Source organism: Mesorhizobium sp. M0904, from assembly GCF_040319475.1.
In the GTDB taxonomy this organism is placed as follows: domain Bacteria; phylum Pseudomonadota; class Alphaproteobacteria; order Rhizobiales; family Rhizobiaceae; genus Mesorhizobium.
This window is the reverse complement of sequence record NZ_JAMYOC010000009.1, coordinates 153436-177798: the sequence shown is the minus strand read 5'-3', so window position 1 is coordinate 177798 and position 24363 is coordinate 153436. Positions and strand designations below refer to the sequence as shown.

General features: G+C 62.5%; 25 protein-coding genes, 1 other RNA gene and 1 pseudogene. 10 read left to right on the top strand and 17 right to left on the bottom strand.

Annotated features, from left to right (window positions below):
* The first annotated feature begins 88 nt into the window (after window positions 1-88).
* Entirely contained in the window at window positions 89-1915 is a 1827-nt protein-coding gene (locus NKH80_RS12125) for an ATP-binding protein (RefSeq protein ID WP_352991713.1), read from the top strand.
* 36 nt (window positions 1916-1951) lie between these two features.
* Here NKH80_RS12125 and NKH80_RS12120 read toward each other — a convergent pair whose 3' ends face one another.
* The 3 genes from NKH80_RS12120 to miaA form a co-directional block, all read right to left on the bottom strand.
* The gene (locus NKH80_RS12120; protein WP_352991711.1) at window positions 1952-2338 is read right to left on the bottom strand and encodes an ester cyclase; all 387 of its coding nucleotides are present in this window, start codon (window positions 2336-2338) and stop codon (window positions 1952-1954) included.
* Window positions 2339-2485: 147 nt separating this feature from the next.
* On the bottom strand, window positions 2486-3280 hold the full coding sequence (locus NKH80_RS12115; protein ID WP_254818928.1) for a GGDEF domain-containing protein: 795 nt from the start codon (window positions 3278-3280) through the stop codon (window positions 2486-2488).
* 104 nt (window positions 3281-3384) lie between these two features.
* Window positions 3385-4353 (bottom strand): tRNA (adenosine(37)-N6)-dimethylallyltransferase MiaA, encoded by a 969-nt coding sequence (gene miaA, locus NKH80_RS12110; protein ID WP_352991745.1) that lies wholly within the window; start codon window positions 4351-4353, stop codon window positions 3385-3387.
* On the opposite strand from miaA, the gene serB reads away from it, so the two are divergent.
* Both serB and NKH80_RS12100 read left to right on the top strand, forming a co-directional pair.
* On the top strand, window positions 4343-5230 hold the full coding sequence (serB, locus tag NKH80_RS12105) for a phosphoserine phosphatase SerB (protein ID WP_352991709.1): 888 nt from the start codon (window positions 4343-4345) through the stop codon (window positions 5228-5230). The genes miaA and serB overlap by 11 nt on opposite strands.
* Window positions 5227-5799 carry a GNAT family N-acetyltransferase gene (locus NKH80_RS12100; RefSeq protein WP_352991706.1) on the top strand — a complete coding sequence of 191 codons (573 nt, stop codon included), beginning with the start codon at window positions 5227-5229 and terminating at the stop codon, window positions 5797-5799. Before serB ends, NKH80_RS12100 begins: the two co-directional genes overlap by 4 nt.
* A 46-nt stretch (window positions 5800-5845) precedes the next feature.
* Here NKH80_RS12100 and NKH80_RS12095 read toward each other — a convergent pair whose 3' ends face one another.
* From NKH80_RS12095 to NKH80_RS12075, 5 genes are all read right to left on the bottom strand, one after another.
* On the bottom strand, window positions 5846-7363 hold the full coding sequence (locus NKH80_RS12095) for a DegQ family serine endoprotease (protein ID WP_352991704.1): 1518 nt from the start codon (window positions 7361-7363) through the stop codon (window positions 5846-5848).
* A 143-nt stretch (window positions 7364-7506) separates the two neighbouring features.
* A complete protein-coding gene (hflC, locus tag NKH80_RS12090; RefSeq protein WP_352505642.1) occupies window positions 7507-8463 on the bottom strand; it encodes a protease modulator HflC in 957 nt (318 codons plus the stop codon).
* Entirely contained in the window at window positions 8463-9557 is a 1095-nt protein-coding gene (hflK, locus tag NKH80_RS12085) for an FtsH protease activity modulator HflK (protein WP_023676693.1), read from the bottom strand. The genes hflC and hflK overlap by 1 nt, the downstream gene beginning before the upstream one ends.
* Before the next feature lie 161 nt (window positions 9558-9718).
* Entirely contained in the window at window positions 9719-10237 is a 519-nt protein-coding gene (locus NKH80_RS12080; RefSeq protein WP_352991702.1) for a dihydrofolate reductase, read from the bottom strand.
* On the bottom strand, window positions 10237-11247 hold the full coding sequence (locus NKH80_RS12075; protein WP_352991700.1) for a DUF4424 domain-containing protein: 1011 nt from the start codon (window positions 11245-11247) through the stop codon (window positions 10237-10239). Before NKH80_RS12075 ends, NKH80_RS12080 begins: the two co-directional genes overlap by 1 nt.
* Before the next feature lie 141 nt (window positions 11248-11388).
* Here NKH80_RS12075 and cobF point away from each other — a divergent pair, with 141 nt between their 5' ends.
* Complete coding sequence (cobF, locus tag NKH80_RS12070; protein WP_352991699.1) at window positions 11389-12162, top strand: precorrin-6A synthase (deacetylating); 774 nt, start codon at window positions 11389-11391, stop codon at window positions 12160-12162.
* Window positions 12163-12195: 33 nt separating this feature from the next.
* On the opposite strand, the gene NKH80_RS12065 is transcribed toward cobF, so the two are convergent.
* From NKH80_RS12065 to NKH80_RS12040, 6 genes are all read right to left on the bottom strand, one after another.
* Window positions 12196-12537 carry a winged helix-turn-helix domain-containing protein gene (locus tag NKH80_RS12065; RefSeq protein WP_023676697.1) on the bottom strand — a complete coding sequence of 114 codons (342 nt, stop codon included), beginning with the start codon at window positions 12535-12537 and terminating at the stop codon, window positions 12196-12198.
* Between the two features lie 81 nt (window positions 12538-12618).
* Window positions 12619-13731 carry a molybdenum ABC transporter ATP-binding protein gene (gene modC / locus NKH80_RS12060; RefSeq protein ID WP_352991697.1) on the bottom strand — a complete coding sequence of 371 codons (1113 nt, stop codon included), beginning with the start codon at window positions 13729-13731 and terminating at the stop codon, window positions 12619-12621.
* Complete coding sequence (gene modB / locus NKH80_RS12055) at window positions 13728-14432, bottom strand: molybdate ABC transporter permease subunit (RefSeq protein WP_352739947.1); 705 nt, start codon at window positions 14430-14432, stop codon at window positions 13728-13730. The genes modC and modB overlap by 4 nt, the downstream gene beginning before the upstream one ends.
* Before the next feature lie 16 nt (window positions 14433-14448).
* On the bottom strand, window positions 14449-15240 hold the full coding sequence (gene modA / locus NKH80_RS12050; RefSeq protein ID WP_502899800.1) for a molybdate ABC transporter substrate-binding protein: 792 nt from the start codon (window positions 15238-15240) through the stop codon (window positions 14449-14451).
* A gap of 280 nt (window positions 15241-15520) precedes the next feature.
* Window positions 15521-16315: a thymidylate synthase gene (locus NKH80_RS12045; protein WP_352739949.1), complete on the bottom strand. Its 795-nt coding sequence runs from the start codon at window positions 16313-16315 to the stop codon at window positions 15521-15523.
* Between the two features lie 113 nt (window positions 16316-16428).
* Complete coding sequence (locus tag NKH80_RS12040; protein ID WP_254818940.1) at window positions 16429-16740, bottom strand: DUF2853 family protein; 312 nt, start codon at window positions 16738-16740, stop codon at window positions 16429-16431.
* Between the two features lie 161 nt (window positions 16741-16901).
* On the opposite strand from NKH80_RS12040, the gene ssrA reads away from it, so the two are divergent.
* Together ssrA and NKH80_RS12030 are read left to right on the top strand one after the other, a co-directional pair.
* Window positions 16902-17257: a transfer-messenger RNA gene (gene ssrA, locus NKH80_RS12035) on the top strand.
* 310 nt (window positions 17258-17567) lie between these two features.
* On the top strand, window positions 17568-18308 hold the full coding sequence (locus NKH80_RS12030) for an SDR family oxidoreductase (RefSeq protein ID WP_352703547.1): 741 nt from the start codon (window positions 17568-17570) through the stop codon (window positions 18306-18308).
* Between the two features lie 72 nt (window positions 18309-18380).
* Here the strand turns inward: NKH80_RS12030 and NKH80_RS12025 are convergent.
* Window positions 18381-19196, bottom strand: a pseudogene (locus NKH80_RS12025) (LysR family transcriptional regulator); the annotation flags it as partial.
* Between the two features lie 101 nt (window positions 19197-19297).
* Window positions 19298-20503 carry a multidrug effflux MFS transporter gene (locus NKH80_RS12020; protein WP_023676705.1) on the bottom strand — a complete coding sequence of 402 codons (1206 nt, stop codon included), beginning with the start codon at window positions 20501-20503 and terminating at the stop codon, window positions 19298-19300.
* 167 nt (window positions 20504-20670) lie between these two features.
* Here NKH80_RS12020 and NKH80_RS12015 point away from each other — a divergent pair, with 167 nt between their 5' ends.
* The 4 genes from NKH80_RS12015 (at window position 20671) to NKH80_RS12000 (ending at window position 22488) form a co-directional block, all read left to right on the top strand.
* Window positions 20671-21354: a TetR/AcrR family transcriptional regulator gene (locus NKH80_RS12015; protein ID WP_352991694.1), complete on the top strand. Its 684-nt coding sequence runs from the start codon at window positions 20671-20673 to the stop codon at window positions 21352-21354.
* Window positions 21355-21488: 134 nt separating this feature from the next.
* Window positions 21489-22025, top strand: coding sequence for an SspB family protein (locus tag NKH80_RS12010; protein WP_254818944.1), 537 nt, complete (start codon window positions 21489-21491; stop codon window positions 22023-22025).
* An 18-nt stretch (window positions 22026-22043) separates the two neighbouring features.
* Window positions 22044-22247 (top strand): DUF4169 family protein, encoded by a 204-nt coding sequence (locus tag NKH80_RS12005; protein WP_352505635.1) that lies wholly within the window; start codon window positions 22044-22046, stop codon window positions 22245-22247.
* A gap of 19 nt (window positions 22248-22266) precedes the next feature.
* Complete coding sequence (locus NKH80_RS12000; protein ID WP_254818946.1) at window positions 22267-22488, top strand: ribbon-helix-helix domain-containing protein; 222 nt, start codon at window positions 22267-22269, stop codon at window positions 22486-22488.
* A 3-nt stretch (window positions 22489-22491) separates the two neighbouring features.
* On the opposite strand, the gene NKH80_RS11995 is transcribed toward NKH80_RS12000, so the two are convergent.
* The gene (locus tag NKH80_RS11995; protein WP_352703543.1) at window positions 22492-24285 is read right to left on the bottom strand and encodes a chloride channel protein; all 1794 of its coding nucleotides are present in this window, start codon (window positions 24283-24285) and stop codon (window positions 22492-22494) included.
* Window positions 24286-24363: the final 78 nt, after the last annotated feature.

Sequence of the window (24363 nt, the reverse complement as noted above, 5' to 3'; positions counted from 1 at the left end):
CTTAATGTCCGCTAAACCATCCGGCCTCATCCCACCTTAACCCCGTTCGCCTAGGCTCATCGCTTGGGAAAAGGGGACCGGCCTGTCCATGCTCGTTGAACGCGAAGCCTCCATTGGGGAACCGACTTTGTTGGAGCGCCGCAGGGCGGAGCAGAACGACAAGCGCATTCTGGGCAATGTCGTGCAATGCGACGGCGCGCGCGCCACCATCAGCGCCTATGCCGACGACATCGAAGGCACGGTCACCGGCCTGTGGAGCGTCGGCAAGATGATCTCGATCAATCTCGGCACATCACGAACCGTCGGCCTGGTCTATGAAATCGGCAAGTCGGATCGTGCCTGGAGCAGCGAGGGCCAGAATCCGATCGAGGTCAGCATCGAATTGATCGGCGAGGTGCGCGACGGTGCCGAACCCGGCGCGAAGCCGATCTTCGACCGTGGTATCACAACCTACCCGCATATCGGCGCCATTGCCCATCGTATCCGCAGCCGCGACCTGCAGGCCGTCTACGATCTCGCCGGTCGTCATTCGATCACCATCGGCACGCTGTCGCAGGACGAGGCCATCGACGCCAATATCGCCATCGATGATACGCTGGCGCGCCATTTTGCCATTGTCGGCACCACTGGAGTCGGCAAATCGACCGCCGTGTCGCTGCTCTTGCGCAAGTCGATCGCCGCCCGGCCCGATCTGCGCGTGCTCATCCTCGATCCACACAACGAGTTCGCCGCATCGTTGCCCGAACATTGCGTCAGGGTCGATTCGACGACGCTCGACCTGCCCTTCTGGATGTTCAAGCTCGAGGAATTTGCCGAGGTGCTGTTTCGCGGCCGCGAGACGGTCCCGGAAGAGGTCGACGCCTTGCGCGATCTTATTCCCGCGGCCAAGAACCTCTACCGCAATCCGAACTCCGGCAACTATCTACGGCGCAGCACCGACGCACTGACCGCCGACGCGCCGGTGCCCTATCGCATTGCCGACCTCATCAAGCTGGTCGACGACCGCATGGGATTGCTGGAAAGCAAGAACGATCGCCCGACCCTCAGGTCACTGAAGGCACGTATCGAATCGGCGGCATCCGATCCGCGCTACCGTTTCATGTTCAACTCGCGCCTGATCGAAGACACCATCCACGAGACGATCGGCAACATTTTCCGCGTGCCGCATCACGGCCGCCCGGTGACCTGCTTCGAAATGGCCGGCATGCCATCCGAGGTGGTCAATTCCGTTTGCTCGGTGCTGGCGCGGCTGGCCTTCGACCTGGCATTGTGGAGCGAAGGCCGCTTGCGGCTGCTCTTCCTGTGCGAGGAAGCGCATCGCTACATGCCGGCCGATCCGCGCCTCGGTTTCGCGCCGACGCGGCACGCGCTGTCGCGCATCGCCAAGGAAGGCCGCAAATATGGCTGTTATCTGGGCGTCGTCACCCAGCGCCCGGGCGAACTCGACCCGACCATCCTGTCGCAGTGCTCGACGTTCTTTGCCATGCGGCTCGCCAACGAGCAGGACCAGGCGATCATCCGCTCGGCAATCGCCGATTCCTCGGCCTCGACGCTGGCGTTCCTGTCTTCCATGGGCCAGCGCGAGGCCATCGCCTTCGGAGAAGGCGTGGCGACGACGATGCGGATGAAGTTCGAAAAACTCTCCGAGGATTTGATCCCAGGCACCGCCAAACGCGAGAATGCCTTGCCGTCCGAAACCGGCGACGAGGTCGACCTAGTGGCGATCGTCGAACGGCTGCGCAACATGCCGAAATCACAGCAGGCAATGCCTTTCGCGGAAGTCGTCGATCCGGGCCGGCAGGCCGGCGATTCGGACTATCGCAAGCCGTCGGCCGCACGCACCCAGCGGAATGACGATTTCGACTTGCGATACGGCCTCACGCCGGCGACCTTCGGGCTGCGTCCGCCAGAATGATCGAGCCGAGCGACTTTTAGGCAGCGCTCGCAGATATCACAGCTGAGCTTCGATGGCTGTCTTGTCTATAACTGACCACACCTGGCCAATTTTCCCTCCCTGAAACTCATAGAATACGTTCTCGGCAAACGAAATTCTTTTCCCGCTCACATCGAGCCCAAGGAACGTTCCCCTTGGCGCGCAGTCGAAGCTTAGCCGGCTCGCTACATAAGGCGGATCGGCAACCAATAGCTGAATGTTGAAGTAAATGTTCGGAATTTCGTCGAAGTCTCTCACCAACATTTCGAGATAGCCGGACAATCCGAGCTTGCGACCGTTGTGGGTCACTTCATCATAGACAAACCGCCCCAGGTTTGGCCAATCCTGCTTGTTTAGACATGCAATATAGCCCCGATAACGATCTGAGAGGTCGGATTTAGTCACGGCAACACCTCTATTTCCGGCAAGCCCCACAAAGGCAGCATCTCAGCTTGACTGGGTGACGTCGGTCTGCGTGCACCGGAAACGCAGAAAACGATACCAGACGGCCAGCATCACGAATTTCCACATCACGAATTTGACGACGGAATTTCAGGCGCAGACGCGGTTGCGCCCTTGCCTCTTCGCCTCATAGAGCTGGCGATCGGCGCGGCGATAGAACTCCTCGGCGGTTTCCTTGCGATCCCAGACAGCAAGCCCGACGCTGGTGGTGATTTTCAGTCGGACATTGCCTGTCAGCACCGACATGTTGGCGATCGCCTTGCGGATGCGCTCGGCGAATTTGGATAGCAGCTCGGCATCCATATTGGGCGTGACCACCGCGAACTCCTCGCCGCCCAGGCGCGCCACCACGTCGTGATAGCGTGTCATGTCCTTGAGACAGTTGGCGACCGCCCGCAACACCTCGTCGCCGACATCGTGGCCGTGGCTGTCGTTGACCTGCTTGAAATGGTCGAGGTCGAGGATCATCAGCCCGACTGGTTTCTCGATGCGGCGGAACTCTTCGAGATATTCCTTCAGCGCATCGTCGAAGTAGCGCCGGTTCTGCATGCCGGTGAGGCTGTCGGTGAGCGCCGCATGCTCCAGCGTCTCTGAACGCGCGCTGAGCGAAACGGTCATGGCACGCAGCTTGCCTTCTTCCGTCGCCTGCTTTCGGATCAGCGGGTAGATGAAGAAAATGCCGAAGAACAGCGCAGTCGCCAGCAGCACGCCGGTCGCAAACAGCAGCTTGTTGAGATAGATGATTTCATCGAGTTCCGAAGGCGTATTGCTAATGTCGGCGGCCAGGGTTTGCAGGAGCCCATAGGCGTAAAGCGTCACCAGGCCGGCGGCCAGGATCACAAAAATAAAGACAAAAAAGGCTGATTCCGCCTTGTGGAAACGCATCTGCTCCCCGTTGGAAAGTTCCTATCGATCTTATGGCATGCGGGAACTTACGGACAGTTAACCTGGACAACTTCAACGCGAAATGGCCCCTCGGTGTCGACTTTTCAGGTTGCGCTCGAAGGAGGGGGTGAGGGCATCGAGTCGATCCCCTCACCCGGACGCAATCTCTGCCATTCCGGGCCCAATTGGTGCCTGAACCAGGTCGTCTGCCGTTTGGCATATTGCCGCGTCGCGATCTTCGCGCGCTCGATGGCCTCGGGAAAACTGATGGCGCCGGCCAGCGCGGCCTGGAGCTCGCGAACACCGATCGCCTTCATCGCCGGCAGGTCGGGATCGAGGCCGAGCGCCGAAAGCTGCTTCACCTCGTCCAGTGCCCCCTTGTCCAGCATGCGGTCGAAGCGGGCATCGATCCGCTCCACCAGCGCCGCTCGCTCCGGCTCGATGACGAAAAAGCGCGCGCTGCTCCTGTCGATCAACGGCCGACCACGCGCGGCCTGCCAGTCCAGGATGGAACGGCCCGATGCGTCGAGCACCTCCAGCGCCCGCACGATGCGCTGGCCATCCGTCGGCTTCAGCATCATACCGGCCGCAGAATCCTCCCGCAACAGGATGCGGTGCAATCTCACTGCGCCCTGTTCCTGGAGCTCGTAGCGCCAGCGATCGCGGATTGACTTCGGAATGTCGGGCATCTCCGAGATACCTTCCGTGAGCGCCCGAAAATAAAGCCCGGTACCGCCGACGAAAATCACTGGCCGCTCGGAGAGCGTGCCGTCGTCGATCAGCTTCGTGACATCACGCAACCAGGCGCCGGTGGAATAGGCGGTGGACGGATCGACGTGTCCATAAAGAAAGTGGGGGACGCGGGCGAGTTCGGCAGGACCAGGCCGCGCCGTCAGCACGTCGAGCACCGAATAGCCTTGCATGGAATCGGTGTTGACGATGACACCGCCATTGCGCTCGGCGAGGTCGAGTGCAAGCGCCGACTTGCCGCTGGCGGTCGGCCCGGCTATCAGGATCGCGTTCTTCACGCGGCCTTCGCCCGCCTGTCCGCTGGAATTTTCGATGCCGCTGATCGCCACGCTTCTATCCCATCCCGCCGGCCGCGCATTGACGCCGACGCTAGCGAATATGGCCTCGCGGTCGGTCGGCGCAAGCGCTGTTCGCTGGCTGGCCGAAGGCATCGCCTGCGAGCTCGACTTGCCGGAGACCGCCGACGCTTCCGAAATAGCGGCGCGCCTGCATGCCGCGCTTGCTTCCGAACCGATCGACGTGGCCGTCCAGCCGGCTGAGAACAGGCGCAAGAAGATCCTGATCGCCGACATGGATTCGACGATGATCGACCAGGAATGCATCGACGAGCTTGCCGACGAGATCGGCGTCAAGGATCGTGTCGCCGCCATCACCGCGCGATCGATGAACGGCGAGATCGCATTCGAGCCGGCCTTGCGCGAGCGCGTGGCCCTGCTCAAGGGTCTCGATGCCGCAATCATCGACCGCATCATCCACAATCGCCTGACGCTTGCGTCCGGCGGCCGCACGCTCGTCCAGACGATGGCGGCCAGCGGCGCCTGGACGGCGCTGATCTCCGGTGGTTTCGACATCTTCACCACCCGCATCGCAGCATTGCTCGGCTTTCACGAAAATCGCGCCAACCGCCTGATCGAGCAGGATCGCCGCTTCACCGGCTTGGTCGCCGAACCGATCCTCGGCCGCGCCGCCAAGGCCGAAGCCCTTGTCGAGATTTCCGCCCGCCTCGGCCTGACACCTGCCGATGCCATTGCCGTCGGCGATGGCGCCAACGATCTCGACATGATCCGTCTTGCCGGCATCGGCGTCGCCTTGCATGCCAAGCCGGCCGTGGCAGCCGAGGCAAAGATCCGCATCGACTACGGCGACCTCACCGCCTTGCTTTATCTGCAGGGTTATCACCGGGAGGAATTTGTCGAATGACGCCGATCCGCACCGAGCGCCTGATCCTGCGCAACTGGGAAGATCGTGACCGCGAGCTCTTCCATCGCATCAATTCCGACGAGTTGGTCATGGAATTCTTTCCGTTTCGCCGCGACCGCGCCCAGGCTGACGCCAAGATGGAGGAGTTGCGCGCGGCTATCGATCGCGACGGCTTCGGCTTCGCGGCCGCTGAGATCGCAGCCACAGGTGAATGCATCGGCTTCGTCGGCATAACCCGAACCGATCATTTGCCCTTCCTGCCGCCCGGCACGATCGAGATCGGCTGGCGGCTGGCACCCGAATTCTGGGGCCGCTTCTATGTCACCGAAGCAGCCGAAGCCTGGCTCACCTATGGCTTTGAAAGACTTGGCCTCGACGAAATCGTGTCCTTCGCAGTCAAGGATAACAGCCGGTCCACTGCCGTCATGGAGCGCCTGGGCATGATCGCCGACCGCGCCTCCGACTTCGACCATCCAGGTGTTCCGGACAACCACACCGCACTCAGGCGACATGTCTTCTACAGGCTGTCACGCACAGACTGGCAAGCAAGAAAAAGAGCGGCCCGCTAGCCGCCCTTTTCCTTTCAACATCAGAATGTTGCAGGCTCTTCCGGACTCAATCCATCCGGATTGTCACAAACCTCAGCTCGCCGGTCTTCGACGCCAGCATCAAAAGCGCGTTCTTGCGCCCCTGCTCCTTCAGCGCACCGATCCGGTCCATGACGTCCTTGGGCGTTGCGACCGATTCCTGCGCGATCTCGGTAATCACCTCGCCCGGCTGGACGCCGCGTTCGGCCGCCGCCGAATCCTTGGAGACGTCGGTCACGACGACGCCGGAGACGTCGGCGGCGATGCCGAACTTCGTGCGCGTCTCGTCATTGAGCTCACCGATCGTCATGCCGAGCACGGAAGCCGTCGAAACCGCAGGCGCCTTGTCGGCGTCGTCCTGGTCGGTGTTGCCGTTTTCACCGCCGCTGGCAAGCTTCTCGCCATCCTCGAGCCGGCCGAGCGTCACCTTGACGGTCTGCTCGACACCCTTGCGCACGATGATCACGTCGACGGCCTTGCCGACCGGGCTCTCCGCCACGACGCGAGGCAGGTCGCGCATTTCATGGATGTCCTTGCCGTCGAACTTGATGATGACGTCGCCGGCCTGGATGGTGCCGTTGTCGACCGGCCCGCCCTTGATGACGCCGGCGACCAGCGCGCCCTTGGCGGTCGCCATGCCCAGGCTCTCGGCAATGTCGTCGGTCACCGGCTGGATGCGCACGCCAAGCCAGCCGCGCCGCGTCTCGCCGAACTGGCGAAGCTGGTCGACGACGCCCGAGGCAAGCTGCGACGGGATCGAGAAGCCGATGCCGATCGAGCCGCCCGACGGCGAGATGATTGCCGTGTTGATGCCGATGACCTCGCCGCTGCTGTTGAACAGCGGTCCACCGGAATTGCCGCGGTTGATCGCGGCATCGGTCTGAATGAAGTCGTCATACGGGCCCGAATTGATGTCGCGATTGCGCGCCGAGACGATGCCGACCGTCACCGTGCCGCCGAGACCGAACGGATTGCCGATCGCCATTACCCAGTCGCCGACACGCATCTTGTTGGAATCGCCAAACTTCACAGCCGTCAGCTTGTGCCCTTTCGGATCGACCTTCAGCACCGCGACGTCGGTCTTGGTGTCGGTGCCGACCAGCGTCGCCTTGAGCGTCACCCCATCGGAGAAATTCACCTCGATGTCGTCGGCATCGGCAATGACGTGGTTGTTGGTCACCACTATGCCCTGCTCGGCGTCGACCACGAAGCCGGAGCCCAGCGACTGCACCTTTTGCCCGCCGCCGCCCTTGTCGCCGCCACGGTTCTTGAAGAAATCGTCGAAGAAGTCCTGGAAGGGCGAGCCTTCCGGCAGCTGTGGCATCGGCACTGCGCCCGGCCCCTCAGTGCCTTTAACAGTCTGCGACGTCGAGATGTTGACCACGGCGCCAAGCAGGCCGGCGGCGAGATCGGCAACCGAGGGCGGCCCATCGGCTGCCATCGTCGGCGCCACGAACGAGGGAACGGCAACAGCGCCGACCAGAAGCGCAGCAGCCCCGGCGATGAACGTCCGCCTCGCTGCACGCAGAAGGGTGGTGGATGTCATCGAAAGGCCTCCGGGTGTTCTGAAAAAACCGCTTCGGCAAAAATGCCGGTCCGCGTCATGTTGGCAAGAAATAAGGCACGTTTGCGGCTATGGCTACGGCCAGAGGATAAATCCTCCGTTACGCCGGCGCCCCTGCACCGGCCCTACTGGCCGGTGCCTGGCTGTGCCGCCGGTGCGGCGGGAGCGGCAGGCGGTGGTGCCGCCGGTGCCGCAGGCGTTTCCTTGCTGTCCGGGTCGCGGAAAAAGCGGAAGAACTCGGAATTCGGCGACAGCACCATTGTCGTTCCGGTGCTGTTCAGCGCAGTGCCATAGGCATTCATCGACCGATAGAAATCGAAGAAGGCCGGATCGCGCTGATAGGCCCCGGCAAACGTGGCGCTGCGCTGGGCTTCACCTTCACCACGCAGGATTTCAGACTCTTTTTGCGCTTCGGCGACGATTTCCACCACTTCGCGGTCGGCGCGAGCCCTGATCCGCTGCGCTGCTTCGTTGCCGCGCGCTCTCAGCCGCTCGGCTTCGGCGAGACGTTCGGCCTTCATGCGGTCGAAGGTCTGCTGCGAAACTTCGGCCGTGAGATCGGTGCGGCGGATGCGGACATCCTCGATCTGCAGGCCAAGCGAGGTGGCATCCGGCCTCAGCTGATCGCGCACCTCGCGCATCATCACGGCGCGCTCTTCCGAGAGCGCCGCCTCGAAGTCTCGCAGGCCATAGACGCGGCGCAAGGCGGCGTCGAGACGCGTCCTCAGCCGGGCCTCGGCCAGTTCGATCTGGCCGGAGACCGCGGCGCGGAACACACGCGGGTCCGAGATACGATAGGCGATAAAGGCATCGACCTCATAGAACTTGCCGCCTGAAACCTGGACGCGGATGTTGTCGAGGTCGAAGCGCAGCACCCTGTTTTCGATCAGCTGCACGGTGTCGGCATCGAAGAAAGAGAATGGCGCCTTGAAATAGATGCCCGGCTGGTTCTTGACGTCGACGATTTCGCCGAACCTGAGCACCAGCGCCTGCTGGCGCGCATTGACGACGAAGACCGACGAATAGAGCAGGAACAGGATGACCGCGGCGATGACCGCAATGACGGGAAGACGGTTGGCCATCACTGGTTTCCTCCGGTGGCCGGTGCCGGCGCCTTCTGCTGCAATGCCGGCAGCGGCAGGTAGGGAACCACCCCTTGCCCGTTGCCCTGCTCGACGATGACCTTGCTCGAATCCTTCAGCACCCTCTCCATCGTCTCCAGGTAGAGCCGCTTGCGCGTCACTTCCGGCGCCTTTGCATATTCGTCATAGACGGAGATGAAGCGCTGCGCCTCGCCTTCGGCCTCCTGCACGACCCGGTTCTTGTAGGCGGCCGCGTCTTCGCGGATCTGTGCGGCCGCACCGCGCGCCTGGCCGAGCTTCTGATTGGAATACTGATTGGCCTGCTCGACGAACTTGTCCTCGTCCTGTTCGGCCCGCTGCACCTCGTCGAACGCGTCTGCCACCTCGCGCGGCGGCGCGGCGTCCTCGATCGAAATTGCGTTGACGTTGAGGCCGGCCTTGTAGCCGTCCAGCGTCGTCTGGATGATCTCACGCACCGATGCCGCAATGCCTTGCCGGTCGTCGCGGAAAATGTCCTGCGCCGGGCGCCGGCCGACCGCTTCGCGCATCGCGCTTTCGGCGACCTGCTGCAGCATGCCGTCCGGGTCGGACACGTCGAACAGATAGGCCTTAGGGTCGGAGACCTGATAGGCCACAGAGAACTGCACATTGACGATGTTCTGGTCGCCGGAAAGCATCAGGCCATTGCCGCTGGAACTGCCGCCGCCGATGCTGACAAGCTGCTCGGCGATGTTGGCGGTCTCGACCGTTTCGATGGGCCACCAATGGAAATGCAGGCCAGGTTGTGAGAGCTCCGCCTTCGGCTTGCCGAACCTGAGCTCGACGGCCACTTCGTCGGGCTGCACGGTGTAGACCGCCTTGAACGCCCATAGCACCACCAGCGCCGCGGCAATCAGCCCGAACACGGCAGGGCTCGCGCCACCGCCGCCCGGCAGCGCGCGCCGCAACCTGTCCTGCCCGCGCCGGATGATGTCCTCGAGATCGGGAGGCGAGCCCTGCGGGCCGCTGGGTCCCTTGGGTCCCTGACCCCAAGGCCCCTGATTGTTGCCGCCGCCCCACGGGCCGCCGCCGCCGCTCTTGTCGTTCCAGGGCATGAATGTCCTTTCGCTTGGAATTCCCTCAAGCGCCGGCTCACCGGCGCAAAATCCAATATTATTCTTCTATAGGGATGCGACGGCACGCTTTCAACGCGATCGGCTGCCGCCACTGTCCGCCTTTTGGGTCCATTTAAACCTGTCGCGACCCTTTGTCGTCTTCAATGCACGTCGCGGCGCCGCTCGTAAACCGAATAGCGTGTCGCATGGCTGTCCTTTTCGCCAGCCGCCACGTCTTGCGAGCGGACGATCCGCCACAGCGCCGGATCGATCCGCGGAAAATGGGCATCGCCGTCGACCGCGGCCAGAACATGGGTCACGTGCAGCCGATCGGCCAACGGCAGCGCCTGAGCGTAGATCTCCCCGCCGCCAATGACGCAGATCTCGTCGGCGCCGGCCATGCAGCGCCCGCGCACCGTCGCCAGCGCGATCGCGTCCTCGATCGAGTGCGCGACTTCGACGCCCTCGGCGCGCCACGCCCTGTCTCGTGTCACCACGATGTTGAGCCTGCCCGGCAATGGCCGGCCGATGCCTTCATAGGTCTTGCGACCCATGATGATGGGCTTGCCCATCGTATCGGCCTTGAACCGCTTGAGATCGGTGGAAAGCCGCCACGGCAACCCACCCTCGCGCCCGATCACGCCGTTCTCGGCGATGGCGACATAAATCGCGAGATCCATCAGCCGCCGTTCCCGCCATCGGATGGCTCCAGCAGCAATATGTTGATGTCGTGCTCGGGGTAGAAGTTCTGCGCCTTCATCTCGAACGTCGTCGGTCCAATCTTCCTGACGTTTTCGCCGCAAAACGAGACCAGGTTCCTCGGATCGCCCTTGTCGACGGTCAGCTTGAATGTACCGATGTTTCCCGAGGCCCAGTTGCCGCCCGTGGTCAGGATATAGGCGATGCGGTTCTCGAAATATTTGGGATAGCCGTCGGGATCGTCCTTGGCTGCCTTGCGCACGGCATTCTCGAAGGCATCGTCCATGCAGTAGCGTGTCTTGTAGGCGGCATACTGGCCCTGAAACTGGCCGTCATAGAAGAAGCTGACCGAGGAGGTGCCGCCGACGCTCGGCTTGTAGCGATGCGAGACATGGACCGCCCTGTTGGCCGGAAAGGTCGAGCGCCACCAATAGGTCGAGCGCAATTGCCAGAACGGCGTATAGACGGTCTTCATGCCCGAACCGTCGTCGGCAGTGTCCTCGATGATGATGCCGCGATTGACCCAGTCGTCGGTGACCGCTTGCGGCAGCTTTGCCAGCGCTGCCTTGGCCGCATCGCCGAACGGATAGAACGGCACGCCCTGCGCCTTCAGGTCAGCGCGGATGTCGATGCCGAGCGCGAACACCTTCTGCTCGAGCTGCGGCTTTGCCGGCACCCCGTCGATCGTCACTTCGAAGCCGAGGAAATTGTCGCTCTGCGCCTCCGGAATTGCCGGTATTTCTTCGGGGTCGCCTTCGATGTCGGGCATCGGAAAGGCGACGATCGCATTGACATCCTTGTCGGTGTTGTTGCGGAAGACGTAGTCGACCGTCACCTTTTCCGGCGAGATGTAGAGATCCTCGCTTTCCATCGCCACCGCATCGCTGCGCGAAAGGATCAGCCCACCAGTGCCGAGCTCGGCGACCGAATCATTGGCGAGCGCAGGCGTAGCCGAGAGCGCCAAGGCTGCGGTCAGGACGTAACGGAACATGGAAACTCCCCCGGCGAGAATGCCAACATGACTCTAGCTGTTCAATGTGGCGTTTCAAAGCCTTTCGGCAAATGCGCCGGCGCCTGCCGGCATGTCGTGTCGGTCTAGACACACCGGTCCCGATCGGGCAGGAGTTCGCCCATGCGCAAGCTTCTCGTCATCGGCATCGGCGCCGGCAATCCGGAGCACATGACGGTTCAGGCCATCAACGGCCTCAATCGGGCCGACGTGCTGTTCATTCCCGACAAGGGCGCCAAGAAGAGCGATCTCGCCGAATTGCGCCGCCAGATCTGCGACCGCTTCGTCATCAATCCGAACTCGCGCCGTGTCGAATTCGAGGTGCCGGTGCGCTCCGAACCGGCGCCTTCCTACCGCTCGACCGTCGACGACTGGCACGAGGCGATCGCCGTGATCTACGAAGGCCTGATCCGCGACGAACTCCCCGAAGATGGCTGCGGCGCCTTCCTGATCTGGGGCGATCCGTCGCTCTACGACAGCGCGCTGCGCATCCTGGATCGCGTGCGCCTCAGAGGCAATATCGCGTTCGCGCTGGAGGTCATTCCTGGCATCACCGCCATCCAGGCACTCGCCGCCAGCCACAAAATGGCATTGAACCGAATCGGCGACGCCATTTTGATCACCACCGGCCGCCGGCTCACCGAGGAAGGTCTGCCCGAAAACGCCGGCAGCACCATCGTCATGCTGGACGGCAGATGCGCCCTCAACACGCTGGACGACAAGGACGTCACCGTCCACTGGGGCGCCTATCTCGGCACTCCCGACGAGATCGTCATCTCGGGCCGGATTGGCGACGTCGGCGACAAGATCGTGAGCACCCGTGAGGAGGCCCGCCGGAAAAAAGGCTGGATCATGGACACCTATCTGCTGCGCAAGCCGGGCGAGCCGGAGGAGTAGCAGGGATCGAGCGCGGCATGAATTCCGCCGAGTTCACGCTGCGTCGATCTCGGCCTGCAGCGCCTCCATATGCGCCGCCGCTGCTGAAGACGCAGCCCGCTCGATGGCGCGGAAGCGGCTGACCACAGCAAGCCCGACCGACGTCAACTGGGCGCCACCGCCTTTTTTGCCGCCCGTCTGTGCCGCAACCAGCGGCTTACCGAACACCCGGTTCATGTCTTCGACCAGATCCCATGCGTGCTTGTAGGACATCTCCATGCCGCGTGCCGCGGCCGAAATCGAGCCGAAGGCGGCGATCTGTTCCAGAAGCTCGATCTTACCCGGCCCGATGCGGCCATCCGGATCGAGATTTATCCGCAAACTCAGCGACGGCATTTGCTCCTCCGCGGTCACGCTATTCTACAAGTTCTGCAGCGATACCGCTATTCCCAAACGATATAGCGAATCATCGGCCGTTCACCCATCCGCCTCGGCCAGCATGCCGGCGCCGGTGTTCGCCCGGTCGAAGCTCACCGTCTTGACCACAGCGAAGACCTGTCGACCAAGCCGAAGCCCCAGCGTCTGCCGCGACTGTTCGGTGATGCGGGCAAGCACGGTTGCGCCATTGCAGTCGAGGCCAATCTCGACCGTAGGCCCTTCGCCCGGCTCTATCGCCACGATCGTGCCCGGCAGTATGTTGAGCGCGCTGAGGCCAACCGGCTGCTCGGTGGCGATCATCACGTCGCGGGCTCGGATGCGGACGCGCACCGGCGCACCGACTGGCGTTGCCAGAAGCGGCACCCGGATCTCGCCCGCCAATGAGCCTAGCACCGTCATGCCAAAGGCTTCGTCGTGGCGCAGAACCGCGGTATCCAGCACGGCACCGCCCTCGCCGCGCTCTTCGGCCGGCAATAGATCCAGACGCTTCATGATCGCTCCGGTCGGACCGGAAGCGGCGACCTTGCCCTGCATCAGCACCACGACGTCGCTCGCCAGCCGCGCCACTTCGGCGATCGAGTGGCTGACATAGACGATCGGAATTTTTGTCTCGTCGCGTAGCCGCTCGATATAAGGCAAGATCTCCGCCTTGCGCGCCTCGTCGAGCGAGGCCAGCGGCTCGTCCATCAGCAGCAATTTCGGACTGGCAAGCAGCGCCCGGCCGATTGCCACGCGCTGCTTCTCGCCACCGGAGAGTTTTGCCGGCCGCCGGTCGAGCAGATGTCCGATGCCGAGCAGTTCGACCACGCCATCGATATCGGCGTAGCGCTCGGCAGCCGGCGTGAACCAACGGCCATAGCGCAGATTGCTCGCCACGCTCATATGCGGAAACAGCCGCGCATCCTGGAACACCATGCCGATCCGCCGTTTGTGTTTCGGCACGAACACGCCGGCGTCGCTATCGACCAGCACGCGACCCTCGGCCGCGACACGGCCTTTGTCGGGGCGGATCAGCCCGGCAATCAAATTGATGAGCGTCGTCTTTCCGGAACCGGAAGGCCCGAACAGCGCAGTCAGCCGCCCGGCGCTCTCGAAGCGGGCATTGACGGCGAAATCGCCAAGCCGGTGGCTGATGTCGACCTGAACCGTCATTCGATGTCCATCCGCCGGCCGACACGCCGCGCCAGCACTTCCGAGGCCACGAGTGCCGCCATCGATATGACGATCGAGATCAGTGTCAGCCTGAGCGCGCCGGCGTCGCCGCCGGGAACCTGCGTGAAAGTGTAGATCGCCGACGGCAGCGTCTGCGTCTCGTTCGGGATGTTGGAGACGAAGGTGATCGTCGCGCCGAATTCGCCCATCGCCTTGGCGAAGGAGAGAATCGCACCGGCGATCAGGCCGGGCAGGATAAGCGGCAGGGTGATCGTGCCGAATACCCATAGCGGATTAGCGCCGAGCGTGCCGGCGGCCGCCTCGATTTTGCGGTCGACGGCCTCGATCGACAGCCGGATCGCCCTCACCATCAGCGGAAAACCCATCACGCCGCAGGCGAGCGCGGCGCCCGTCCAGCGAAAGGAAAAAACGATGCCGAAATGCTCGGCCAGGAAAGCCCCGGCCGGACCGCTCTTGCCGAAAGTCAAAAGCAGCAAATAGCCGGTCACCACCGGCGGCAGGATCAGCGGCAGATGCACCAGACCATTGAGCAGCGTCTTGCCCCAGAACTGGCCGCGGGCGAGCACAAGGGCGATTGCTACGCCCGGCGGCAGGCTGGCGATCATCGCCACGGTCGCCACCTTGATCGACAGCCGGACCGCGTTCCATTCGTCGGGAGTAAGATCCAGCAGCCAGTTCATGCGTCAGCGCGTTGCCCTAATTGCTCGGCGCGAGCACGGTAAAACCTTGCGCCTTAAAGAGTTCGCCAGCCTTGGCGGATTGCAGGCATTTTAGGAATGCCGGGGCATCCTTGCCCTTCGAATCCGCAAGCTGGGCGACTGGATAGATGATCGGCGGATGGGTACCCGCGGGGAACGTGCCGACCACCTTCACGCCAGGCTCCGCATGCGCATCCGTGGCGTAGACGATGCCGAGTGCTGCCTCGCCGGTCGACACCAGTTTTAGAGCGGCGCGGACATTCTCGGCCTGCGCCACCTTGCCTTTGACGGAAGACCAGACACCGAGCGATTCGAGGGCTGCCTTGCCGTATTTGCCGGCAGGCACCGCCTTGACATCGCCCATGGCAAGTTTGCCGTCACCGACGAGCCCGGCAAGAGCGAACCCCTTTTCAATCCTGGTCTCGACCTTGGAATCCCGCGGCGCGACCAGCACAATCTGGTTACCGAGCAGTTTCACTTCGGTTTCGGGCTTGGTCAGCTTCCTGTCGGAAAGATATTTCATCCAGTCGAGATCGGCCGAGATGAACACGTCTGCCGGCGCGCCGCTTTCGATCTGCCTGGCCAGCGCCGAGCTCGCCGCGTAGGAAATGGTTGCCACCTCGCCGACGTCGGCCTCGCAGGCCTTGTTGACGGCGTCGAGCCCTTCCTTGAGGCTCGCCGCGGCAAACACGACCACCTTGTCATCGGCATAGGCCGCCGGCACCACGACCATCAGCATGGCGGCGAGACCGACTTTGGCAATCGTCGTCGAACCCTTGCGCGTCAGCATGAAACTCTCCTCGTCCCGGATCGCCCGAAGCCGTCTATCGATATATCCATGTGAACATAACAAGGAAAGGTTCTTTACCGGCCGCGGTCTTCTGGGCTGAGGTTTTCCTGGCCTGCGATAATCTTCGTCGGATACAGCGGTATCGAGGCCGAAGGAAATATTGCATAAAACAGCGACCAGGGATTGCGTCAGGTCGACGTCGGCGAGCAAGTCGAATGCTGACAACGCCCAAGGGCGTAGCCGCAGTAGGCAATTTCGATATGGACGGTCAGCTATAGTGCTAGACCGCGATCGGCGCCTTGATCGTCGCGTCGGCGAAATAGTTGTCGAGCCGGAAATCCTCGAAGCGGAAAGCAAAGAGATCCTTCACCTCGGGGTTTATCCATAGCGTCGGCAACGCCTTGGGCGTGCGCCGCAATTGCTCGCGCGCCTGCTCGAAATGGTTCGAGTAAAGATGCGCATCGCCGAGCGTGTGGATGAAATCGCCGGGTTTCAATCCGGTCACCTGCGCCACCATCAGCGTCAGCAACGCATAGGAAGCGATGTTGAACGGCACACCGAGAAAAATATCGCCCGAACGCTGGTAGAGCTGGCAGGAAAGCTTGCCTTCCGAAACATAGAACTGGAACAGGCAGTGGCAGGGCGGCAACGCCATGGCCTCCACCTCGGCCGGGTTCCACGCCGAAACGATCAGCCGCCGCGAATTAGGATTTTTGCGTATCTCCTTCAGAAGATTCGCAATCTGGTCGATGGCGCCGCCATGGCCGTCCGGCCACGACCGCCACTGTTTGCCATAGACCGGGCCAAGATCGCCGTTCTCGTCGGCCCACTCATCCCAGATCGAGACGCCGTGATCGTTGAGATATTTGATGTTGGTGTCGCCGGCCAGGAACCACAAAAGCTCGTGGATAATCGACTTCAGGTGCAGCTTCTTGGTGGTGGTGACCGGAAAGCCGCGGGCCAGGTCGAAGCGCATCTGGTAGCCGAATACCGAGCGCGTTCCGGTGCCGGTACGGTCGCCGCGATCAGCGCCGTTTTCCAGCACATGCTTCAGAAGATCGAGATACTGGCGCATCGGCTCCGGTCCGATTCGGGTTGTCAGCCATCATAGCCGAATGACCGTCGGCCGAACACAGCAAAGCGAGACGATTCCAGCAGAAGCCTCACCAGCATCAGCGGCGAGGTTGCTCAGAGCGAGCCGAGCATGCCCAGATCCCTGGCGACAAGGTAATAGAACGTCACCCGGCTCTTGCTGTTGTCGGCCGCCATCGCCTTGCAGGCCTTTTCGATAGCCGCATCTGCCTTGGCGCCGTCGGTGACGCCGAGCTTGCCGGCGACCCAGCTGTTCCTGACGCGCTTCAGTTCCTCCGGGTCGGTGCAGGACACCAGCGAGGAATCGCGGTTCCTGAGCGCGATGCCCAGATGTTTGACGATCTTGGCGACCGCGTCGGCATCCGCCGCCGCATCATATTTCTTTACGTCTGCAAGATAATCGGCCATCGAATTTCCCCTCGTCGGCGCCACGGGATCCGGTTGATGAGGATTGTGGCGCGCTGCCGCAAGTATGCGCTAGGTCTCCTCACCGCCACAAAGCTTCGGTTGAGACCGGCTGCAAGTCAACCCTTCATGATCCACTTTGGCACCGACGAAAGTGGCATTCCGGCCTTTCATTTTCCACCGCCAGTCCCTATATTCGCTTCGTCGGCTCGACCGACTATGGCGATAAACAGGCGATGAAATAAGCCGTTCGGACCCGGGGGCGGTACCCGGCGCCTCCACCAAAAACCGCTGCTCAGGAGCGGCTTTTGCTGGGGGCGAAATAGGATCGACGAAGGTGTAAAGATCGTACTTTTGCCCGGCATTGTACCACCGTTATCGGGCTAAACTTATAGTTGCCAACGACAACTATGCGGAAGCACGTCTCGCCGCGTAAGCGGTGCGATAGCTTCAATTCAAGCCCTAGTGGTTCGCACTTCTAGGCGGGGTTCGGAGGTACCTGGCAACAGAAACCTCCATTTCTCCCTTTTTTGATATGCGCAGCTGCAGGTTGGCCGGCGGCTTTTTTATGCGCCTTGACAGACCCAAGGCGCCGCGGCGTTTATACCAATCCCTGGCTGACCGCATCGATCGCACCGGCGAATGTTTCATCAACGTCTCAGGCTGAGGCGTCTCAGGCTGAGGCGAAAGCCCAAGGGCTTGCCATTATCGGAATCTCCGATGGCAGCATTCGTATCTTCCCGTTTCCCTTCTCTCATGCCTTTGCGGGACAAGGCCTCAGGTTCTCGCCGCGTGTGGTCATGCCCGGCGAGCTACCTGATGGAGACAAGATGAACCAGGAAACCACACCAAAACACGAACGCATCCTGATCGTTGGCGGCAGTTCCGGCATGGGGCTTTCGCTGGCCGAACAGCGGCTTGCCGCCGGCGCTGAGGTTACGATCGTCGGCCGCTCCCAGGACCGGTTGTCGGCCGCACGGCAGCGCTTGCCTCACCCGGAAAGGCTGAGGACGATCGCAGCCGACGTCACAAGCGAGGACGAGGTCCGACGCCTGTTCCAGGATGTCGGTACGCTCGACCACATCGTCTCGACCGCCGCCGACGTCACCGGCGTCTATGTATTGCTTCCCGAGATGGACATCTCGTTGGCGCGGAAAGTGATGGATTCCAAGGTCGTCGGACCGCTTCTTCTTGCCAAACATGGCGCGCCTCGTCTGACGCCCAGGGGATCGATCACGCTGACCTCGGGCATCGCAGCCTATCGTCCGGCGGCGAAAGGTTCGGTGGTGGCAGCCGTTAATGGGGCCCTTGGCTCACTCGCCTACGCGCTTGCCGTCGAACTGGCGCCGATCCGCGTCAACGTCGTCTCGCCGGGCTGGGTCGACACGCCGATTTGGGATGCCGTCGCCGGCAGCGGAAAGACGGCTGCGCTGGACGGCATGGCAAAGCGCCTGCTCGTCGGCCGGATCGGGCAGGCAGCCGACATTGCCCACGCCATCACGTCCCTGATGCATAACGGCTTCATCACCGCAACGGTGCTTCATGTCGATGGTGGCCAGCGGCTGGTCTAGCAATGGCCAAATTTCGCGAACCATTGCGAGGAACAGCCGCAACACCGGCGCTTGAATGCGCCGGTGGCGCCATACCATGGTGACCGGCGTCACCGGGCTGCTTCCGACCCAAGGCAACACGACGATATTGGCATCGGCCGCGGAAGCCACGAGACGAGGAACCAGCGCGCATCCAAGGCCGGCTGCAACAAGGCCCCGTATCGCACCCATGCTGGCGAACTCGCCGACGAGTTTTGGACGGTCAGGCAATGTTGCCGCAAACGTTTCGTCGAACATCCGCCTATAGACGCAACCGGGCTGGGTGACGAGGAAGGCTTCGTCAGCCAGGTCGTCGGACCTTATGGCAGTATATCCGGCCAACCGGTGATTTGCCGGCATTATGACGACGAGCTCTTCCTCGGCTATCTGCTCGCTTCGCAGCTCCGGCGCCGCCGCCGGGACGGCTCCGAAATGGAACGATACGTTCAGCGCCCCGCTTGTCACGCCGGCACGCAACCCACTGCTATCGTTCGCCCTGAGGTCCAGTTCCACATCGGGATGGCGCCGATGGAATTCCCCCAGCAAAGCCGGCAAGCGTGTCGAGCAAAGCGTCTCCAGGCCGCCGACCGTCAGGCGACCGGCAACCGTACCGCTCGCGTCGGCGACAGCGGAACGGGCTTCGTCCGCAAGGTCGAGGAGATCGTTTGCGTAGTCCAGCAGGCGCTGTCCTGCCGCCGTCAGCTTCAAGCCACGCCGTGACCTGTCGAACAGCGACGTGCCCAGATCGGCTTCCAGCGCCTGGATCTGTTCGGTCACGCTCGATTGGGCAAGATGAACCCGCTCGGAGGCGCGCGTGATGTTCAAGGTGGTGGCGACCGCCACGAAGGTCTTGAGATGTCTAAGCTGCATGTCTTGAACCCGTCGTATAGGCATAGGCTGCTTTGAACCGGGACCGCAAACGTGAAAAGGCCGGGAACATCGCCCGGCCTTTTTGTCTCGATAGGTGAAGCTTACTCCGCCGGCGCTTCCGCAACGTCCCGGCTGCGGCCGAGCGTTATCTTGGCCAGTGTGAAGGAGATCGCCGCGCACAGCGTGATGCCCGCCACCATCGGCAGCGGCGTGCCGTCGAAAAACACGCCGGCGACGCCCATGGCGACAGCGCCGATGGCGAAGTGCAGCGTGCCCATCAGCGCCGAAGCGGTGCCGGCGATCTCGCCATGCTCTTCCATGGCCAGCACCGACGTTGTCGGGATGACCAGGCCGAGAAAGCCGTAGCCGATGAACAGCAGCGCCGCCATTACGTCGAGCCGGTCGACACCCGATGCCATCACCGCAAACAGCACCACCATCGTCGTCGCATAGCCCGTCACCGCGACGCGCACCACGCGCTGCAGCCCAAACCGCTCCGATAGCAACCCGGTCAGCTGCGACATGCCGATGAAGGCAACCGCATTGATCGAGAAGAACACGCTGTAAACCGAAGGCGACAGGCCATAATGGTCGATCAGGATGAAGGACGAGCTCGACAGATAGACGAAGAAGCTCGCAATGCCGAAGCCGGCGATGGCTGTCAGGCCAAGGAAGTTGCGGTCGCCCATCAGGAAGCGGTAGCCGGAAAGTGCCGTCCCGAAGGACGAACCGGCGCGCTCTTCCACCGGCCGCGTCTCCTTGAGAGAGGTCGCCAGCAGGATGGTGGCGAGCACGGCCGCGCCCGTCACCGTCCAGAACACGGCGCGCCAGCCGAAATTCTCGATGATCTGGCTACCGGTCAGCGGCGCCAGGATCGGCGACACCGAAAACACCAGCATCAGCAGCGACATCAACTTGGCGGCCTCGGTGCCGGTATGCAGGTCGCGCACGATCGCGCGCGGCACGGCCATGCCGGCGCTGGCGCCGAGCCCTTGCAGGAAACGGAAGGCGATCAGCCATTCGATCGAGGGAGCCAGCGCCGAGCCGACGCCGCCGACCATGAACAGCGCCAGGCCGCCGTAGAGCGGCAGCTTGCGGCCGACCATGTCGGAGATCGGTCCGACGACGATCTGGCCGAAGCCCATGGAAAGAAAGAAGATCAGCAGGCTCATCTGCACCGCGGCAGTGCCGGCATGCAGATCCTCGCCTATTGACGGCAGGGCCGGAAGATACATGTCGATGGCAAACGGGCCGATCGCGGACAATAGGCCGAGCACGACCGCAATGCGGAGGAATTTGGCGTTCATGATAGCAGGCTCTTTCGAATTCTGGTTGCCGCCGAGGACCGGCGCGTAACCCTAGGACGTTCCATCCCGTGGAGTTCCGACTCTTCTGCGGAACGAAACTCCCTTCGTGCAGTCCACAAATTTAGACAGGCTTGTCTAATTCGTCAACCACCTCTATATAGTTTTGCATGAAGGCCAACGTTTCTCCTGACATTTTCCAGCCACGGGGCCATGAGGCCAAGCGGATGTCGATTGTCGACGCCGCCACCTCGGTCTTCTGCCGCGAAAGCTTCGCCGGTGCCAATATCGACATGATTGCCGCCGAGGCCGGCGTCTCCCGCCAGACCATCTACAACCATCACGGCGACAAGGAAAAACTCTTCGTTGCCATCGTCCGCGACCTCACCGAACGTTGCAACGCCGGCATCTTTGCCACGATTTCCACTTTTCCCGATCAGCCGAAGGATCTCGAGGCCGACCTCATCGCCTTTGCTGTGCGGATGACCCACAACTGCATTTGCAACCGCGACGGCAAATTCCTGCGCAAGCTGATCCAGACCGAGGGCGGGCGCTATCCCGAGTTGTTCGCCGAATGGCGCGAAGAAGGACCGGGCAGGACATGGCCGGCGATCGCCGCCCGCTTCGCCCGCCTCGCTCATGCCGGCTTCCTTGATATCGACGATCCCGACGTCGCAGCGCGCCAGTTCATGGCGCTTGCCAATGCCGAGTTGCAGACGACGTTCATGCTCGGCGGCACACCGACCGAGGACGAGGTGGTGCAGTCGGCGACAAATGGCGTGCGCACCTTCCTGCGCGCCTTCGGCAAGCGGCAGCCTGTGGCTGGTAAACACGGCGCGCTCGCCAGCGCTTGACGATCAAAGCCGTTTGACGATCAAATCGTCGCCGATGGGCTTCGCTTCCGCACGCAGGCGATCTATATCCGGTTTACGCCGCGCTCAAGCTTGATTACAGCTATCAGGACGATTCAACGGAACCCGACAGCCACATGGCCGACGACCACATCCGCTACGACATTCTGGCCCAGGAGGCGTTGCGCGGCGTCATGCGCAAAGTCCTGGCCGAGGTCGCGCGCACCGGTCTCCCGGGCAACCATCACTTCTTCATCACCTTTCTCACCGGCGCGCCGGGTGTGCGCGTATCGTCGCGGCTGCGCGAGCGCTATCCCGAACAGATGACCATCGTCATCCAGTTCCAGTATTGGGACCTGAAGGTGAGCGACACCGGCTTCGAAGTCGGGTTGTCGTTTTCCGACGTGCCGGAGAAACTGGAAATCCCGTTCTCGGCAGTGCGCGGCTTTTACGATCCATCCGTCAACTTCGAGCTCGAATTCGACGTCAAGACCGATACCCCGGCGGAACAGGAGACAAAGGCCAAGCCTGCTCCCGAGCCGCTGGCCATCGTCGCCGAGAAAAAGCCTGAGACGAAGAAGAAAAACGCTGAGGTGGAAAAGAAGCCTGCCGCGGCCGACGCCGGTGCCAAGGGCGCCGACGTGGTGTCGCTCGACGCCTTCCGCAAGAAATGAGCCGACGGGCGGCGTGACATGGCCGAGATCGTCAATCTCCGTCAGGCACGCAAGCAGAAGGCGCGAACCGAGAAGGAGCGCCTGGCCGAGCAGAACCGGGCGCTGCATGGCCGTTCCAAAACCAGCCGGGATCGCGACCGCCTGATCGCCGGCAAGGCCGATAAATTCGTCGCCGGCCATCGCCGCGAAAAATCGGGCGATTCGGACAAATCCGATGCTTGAAGGTGAATAGGATCGTTGCGTGAGCCCGGTCGAAAAGCGCTCGGTCACGATTCGCGGCCACCGCACCAGCTATTCGCTCGAAAAGCCTTTTTACGACGACCTGATCGCTATTGCGGCCGTGCGAAAACTGACGCTCGCCGCGCTTGTCGCCGAAATCGACGAGAGCCGCCCGCGCGATGCGAACCTCTCCTCGGCGCTCAGGCTCTATGTGCTGGATTGGGCCAAGCGCGGCAAGTTTTAGCCTTCAGGCAACGCTATCCTGTTTCCTGCGCCGGATACGGAAGCCCAGCAAAGCCGAGCGGTCGCGTTCTTCGGCCTGTTTCTTCGATCTGACGCGCATCAGGTCCTTCCAGCCGACATAGCCCACCAGCCGGGCATTTTCTCGTGTGACGACCGGCAAATGGGACACGTTCGCCATCAGCAGCTTGTCGGAGAGACCCTCGAGATACTCATCCGGATAGGCCAGCGTGACCTTGCTGCCGGCCAGCAGTTCGCCAAGCGTCGTCGTGCGGTGCTTGCCGGTGCGTCTCCAGCGCAGGATCGCCGGCGGGTCGATGACGCCAAGCACGTGGCGCTCTTCATCGACGACCGGAAAGCTCGGATGTCGTGTCTCCGGGGCCGTCAGGAACGCTGCCGCGCCGTGCAGCGTCATTGTCGCCGGCACACTCTCGACGTCGCTGGTCATCACCTCGCGCACCCTGGTCAGGGCGAACGGATCGACACGGTATTCGCGAACCATGTGATGCCCTCGCCGTGCGATTTTTTCGGTGAGGATCGAACGCTTCATCAACAGCACGGTCACCGCGTGCGCAGTGGCAGTTGCCGCGATCAGCGGCACCAGGACATGGGTGTTGCCGGTCAGTTCGACCGCAAAGAAGGTGGCGGTCAGCGGCGCACGCATGGTGCCGCCCATCGTCGCCGCCATCGCCAGCAGCGCCCAGAAGCCCGGATCGGCGGCCGGTAGGAAGCCGGCGAGGACCGCGCCCATCGCCCCGCCCATGATCAGCAGCGGCGCCAGCACACCTCCCGACGTTCCCGAGCCGAGTGCGACCGACCAGATGATCGCCTTCACCACCAACAGGGTGAGCGCAGCGGTCGCTATGGTGCGGCCATCCAGCATGTCGGCGATATTGTCATAGCCGACGCCGAGCGCCTGCGGCTCGATCAGCCCGCCAATGCCGACCACCAGGCCGCCGAGCATCGGCCACCACATCCAGTGGATGGGCAGCTTCTGGAAACCGTCCTCGCAGGCATAGACCATCTGGGTCAGCAACCCCGATAGCAGCCCGGCTGCCATGCCGACCAGCACCCAGCCGGCAAGGGCTGGAAATGAAACCTCCATGCCGCCCTGAAACGGGAAGATCGGCCCCGGCAGGTGCAGCATGGTGCGCTCGACCTCGGCAATAACCGCGGCGACCGCTACGGGAATGAAGCTGCGCGGCGTCCATTCGAAGAGCAGCAATTCCACCGCAAGCATGATGGCAGCGATCGGTGTTCCGAACACGGTGGTCATGCCGGCCGCCGCACCCGCCACCAGCAGCGTCTTGCGTTCATTGTCGCTGACCGGCAGCATCTGCGCGATTAGCGAGCCGATGGCGCCGCCGGTCATGATGATAGGCCCTTCCGCGCCGAATGGCCCACCGGTGCCGATCGAGACTGCCGACGACAACGGCTTCAGGATTGCCACCTTGGCGTCGAGCCGCGAGCGTCCGAGCAGGATCGCCTCGATGGCTTCGGGAATGCCATGGCCGCGAATCTTGTCGCTTCCGAAGCGAGCCATCACACCGATGATCAATGCCCCGATGACCGGAACAAATACCGAGGCATAGCCAAACGGCGTATCCTGCAGTTTCAGGTCGGCGAGCGTGAACTGGCCAAAATAGGCGATGTTCGTGGCAAGCCGGATCAGCTTCAAAAGGGCAATGCCGGCAAACAGCCCCACCGTCGCCACCACCACCGCTATGCCGGCAATGAGCAGCACCCGGGCATCGGTGGTAAAATCCCGCAGATGGCCCGGGTTGGCGTGATCGGACTTCATTTGCAAACCTTGCTTTCTGACGGCGTGCCGACTTGCGGATGGGTCGCCGGCCGTGCCACCGATGATGGCGGGCACGAG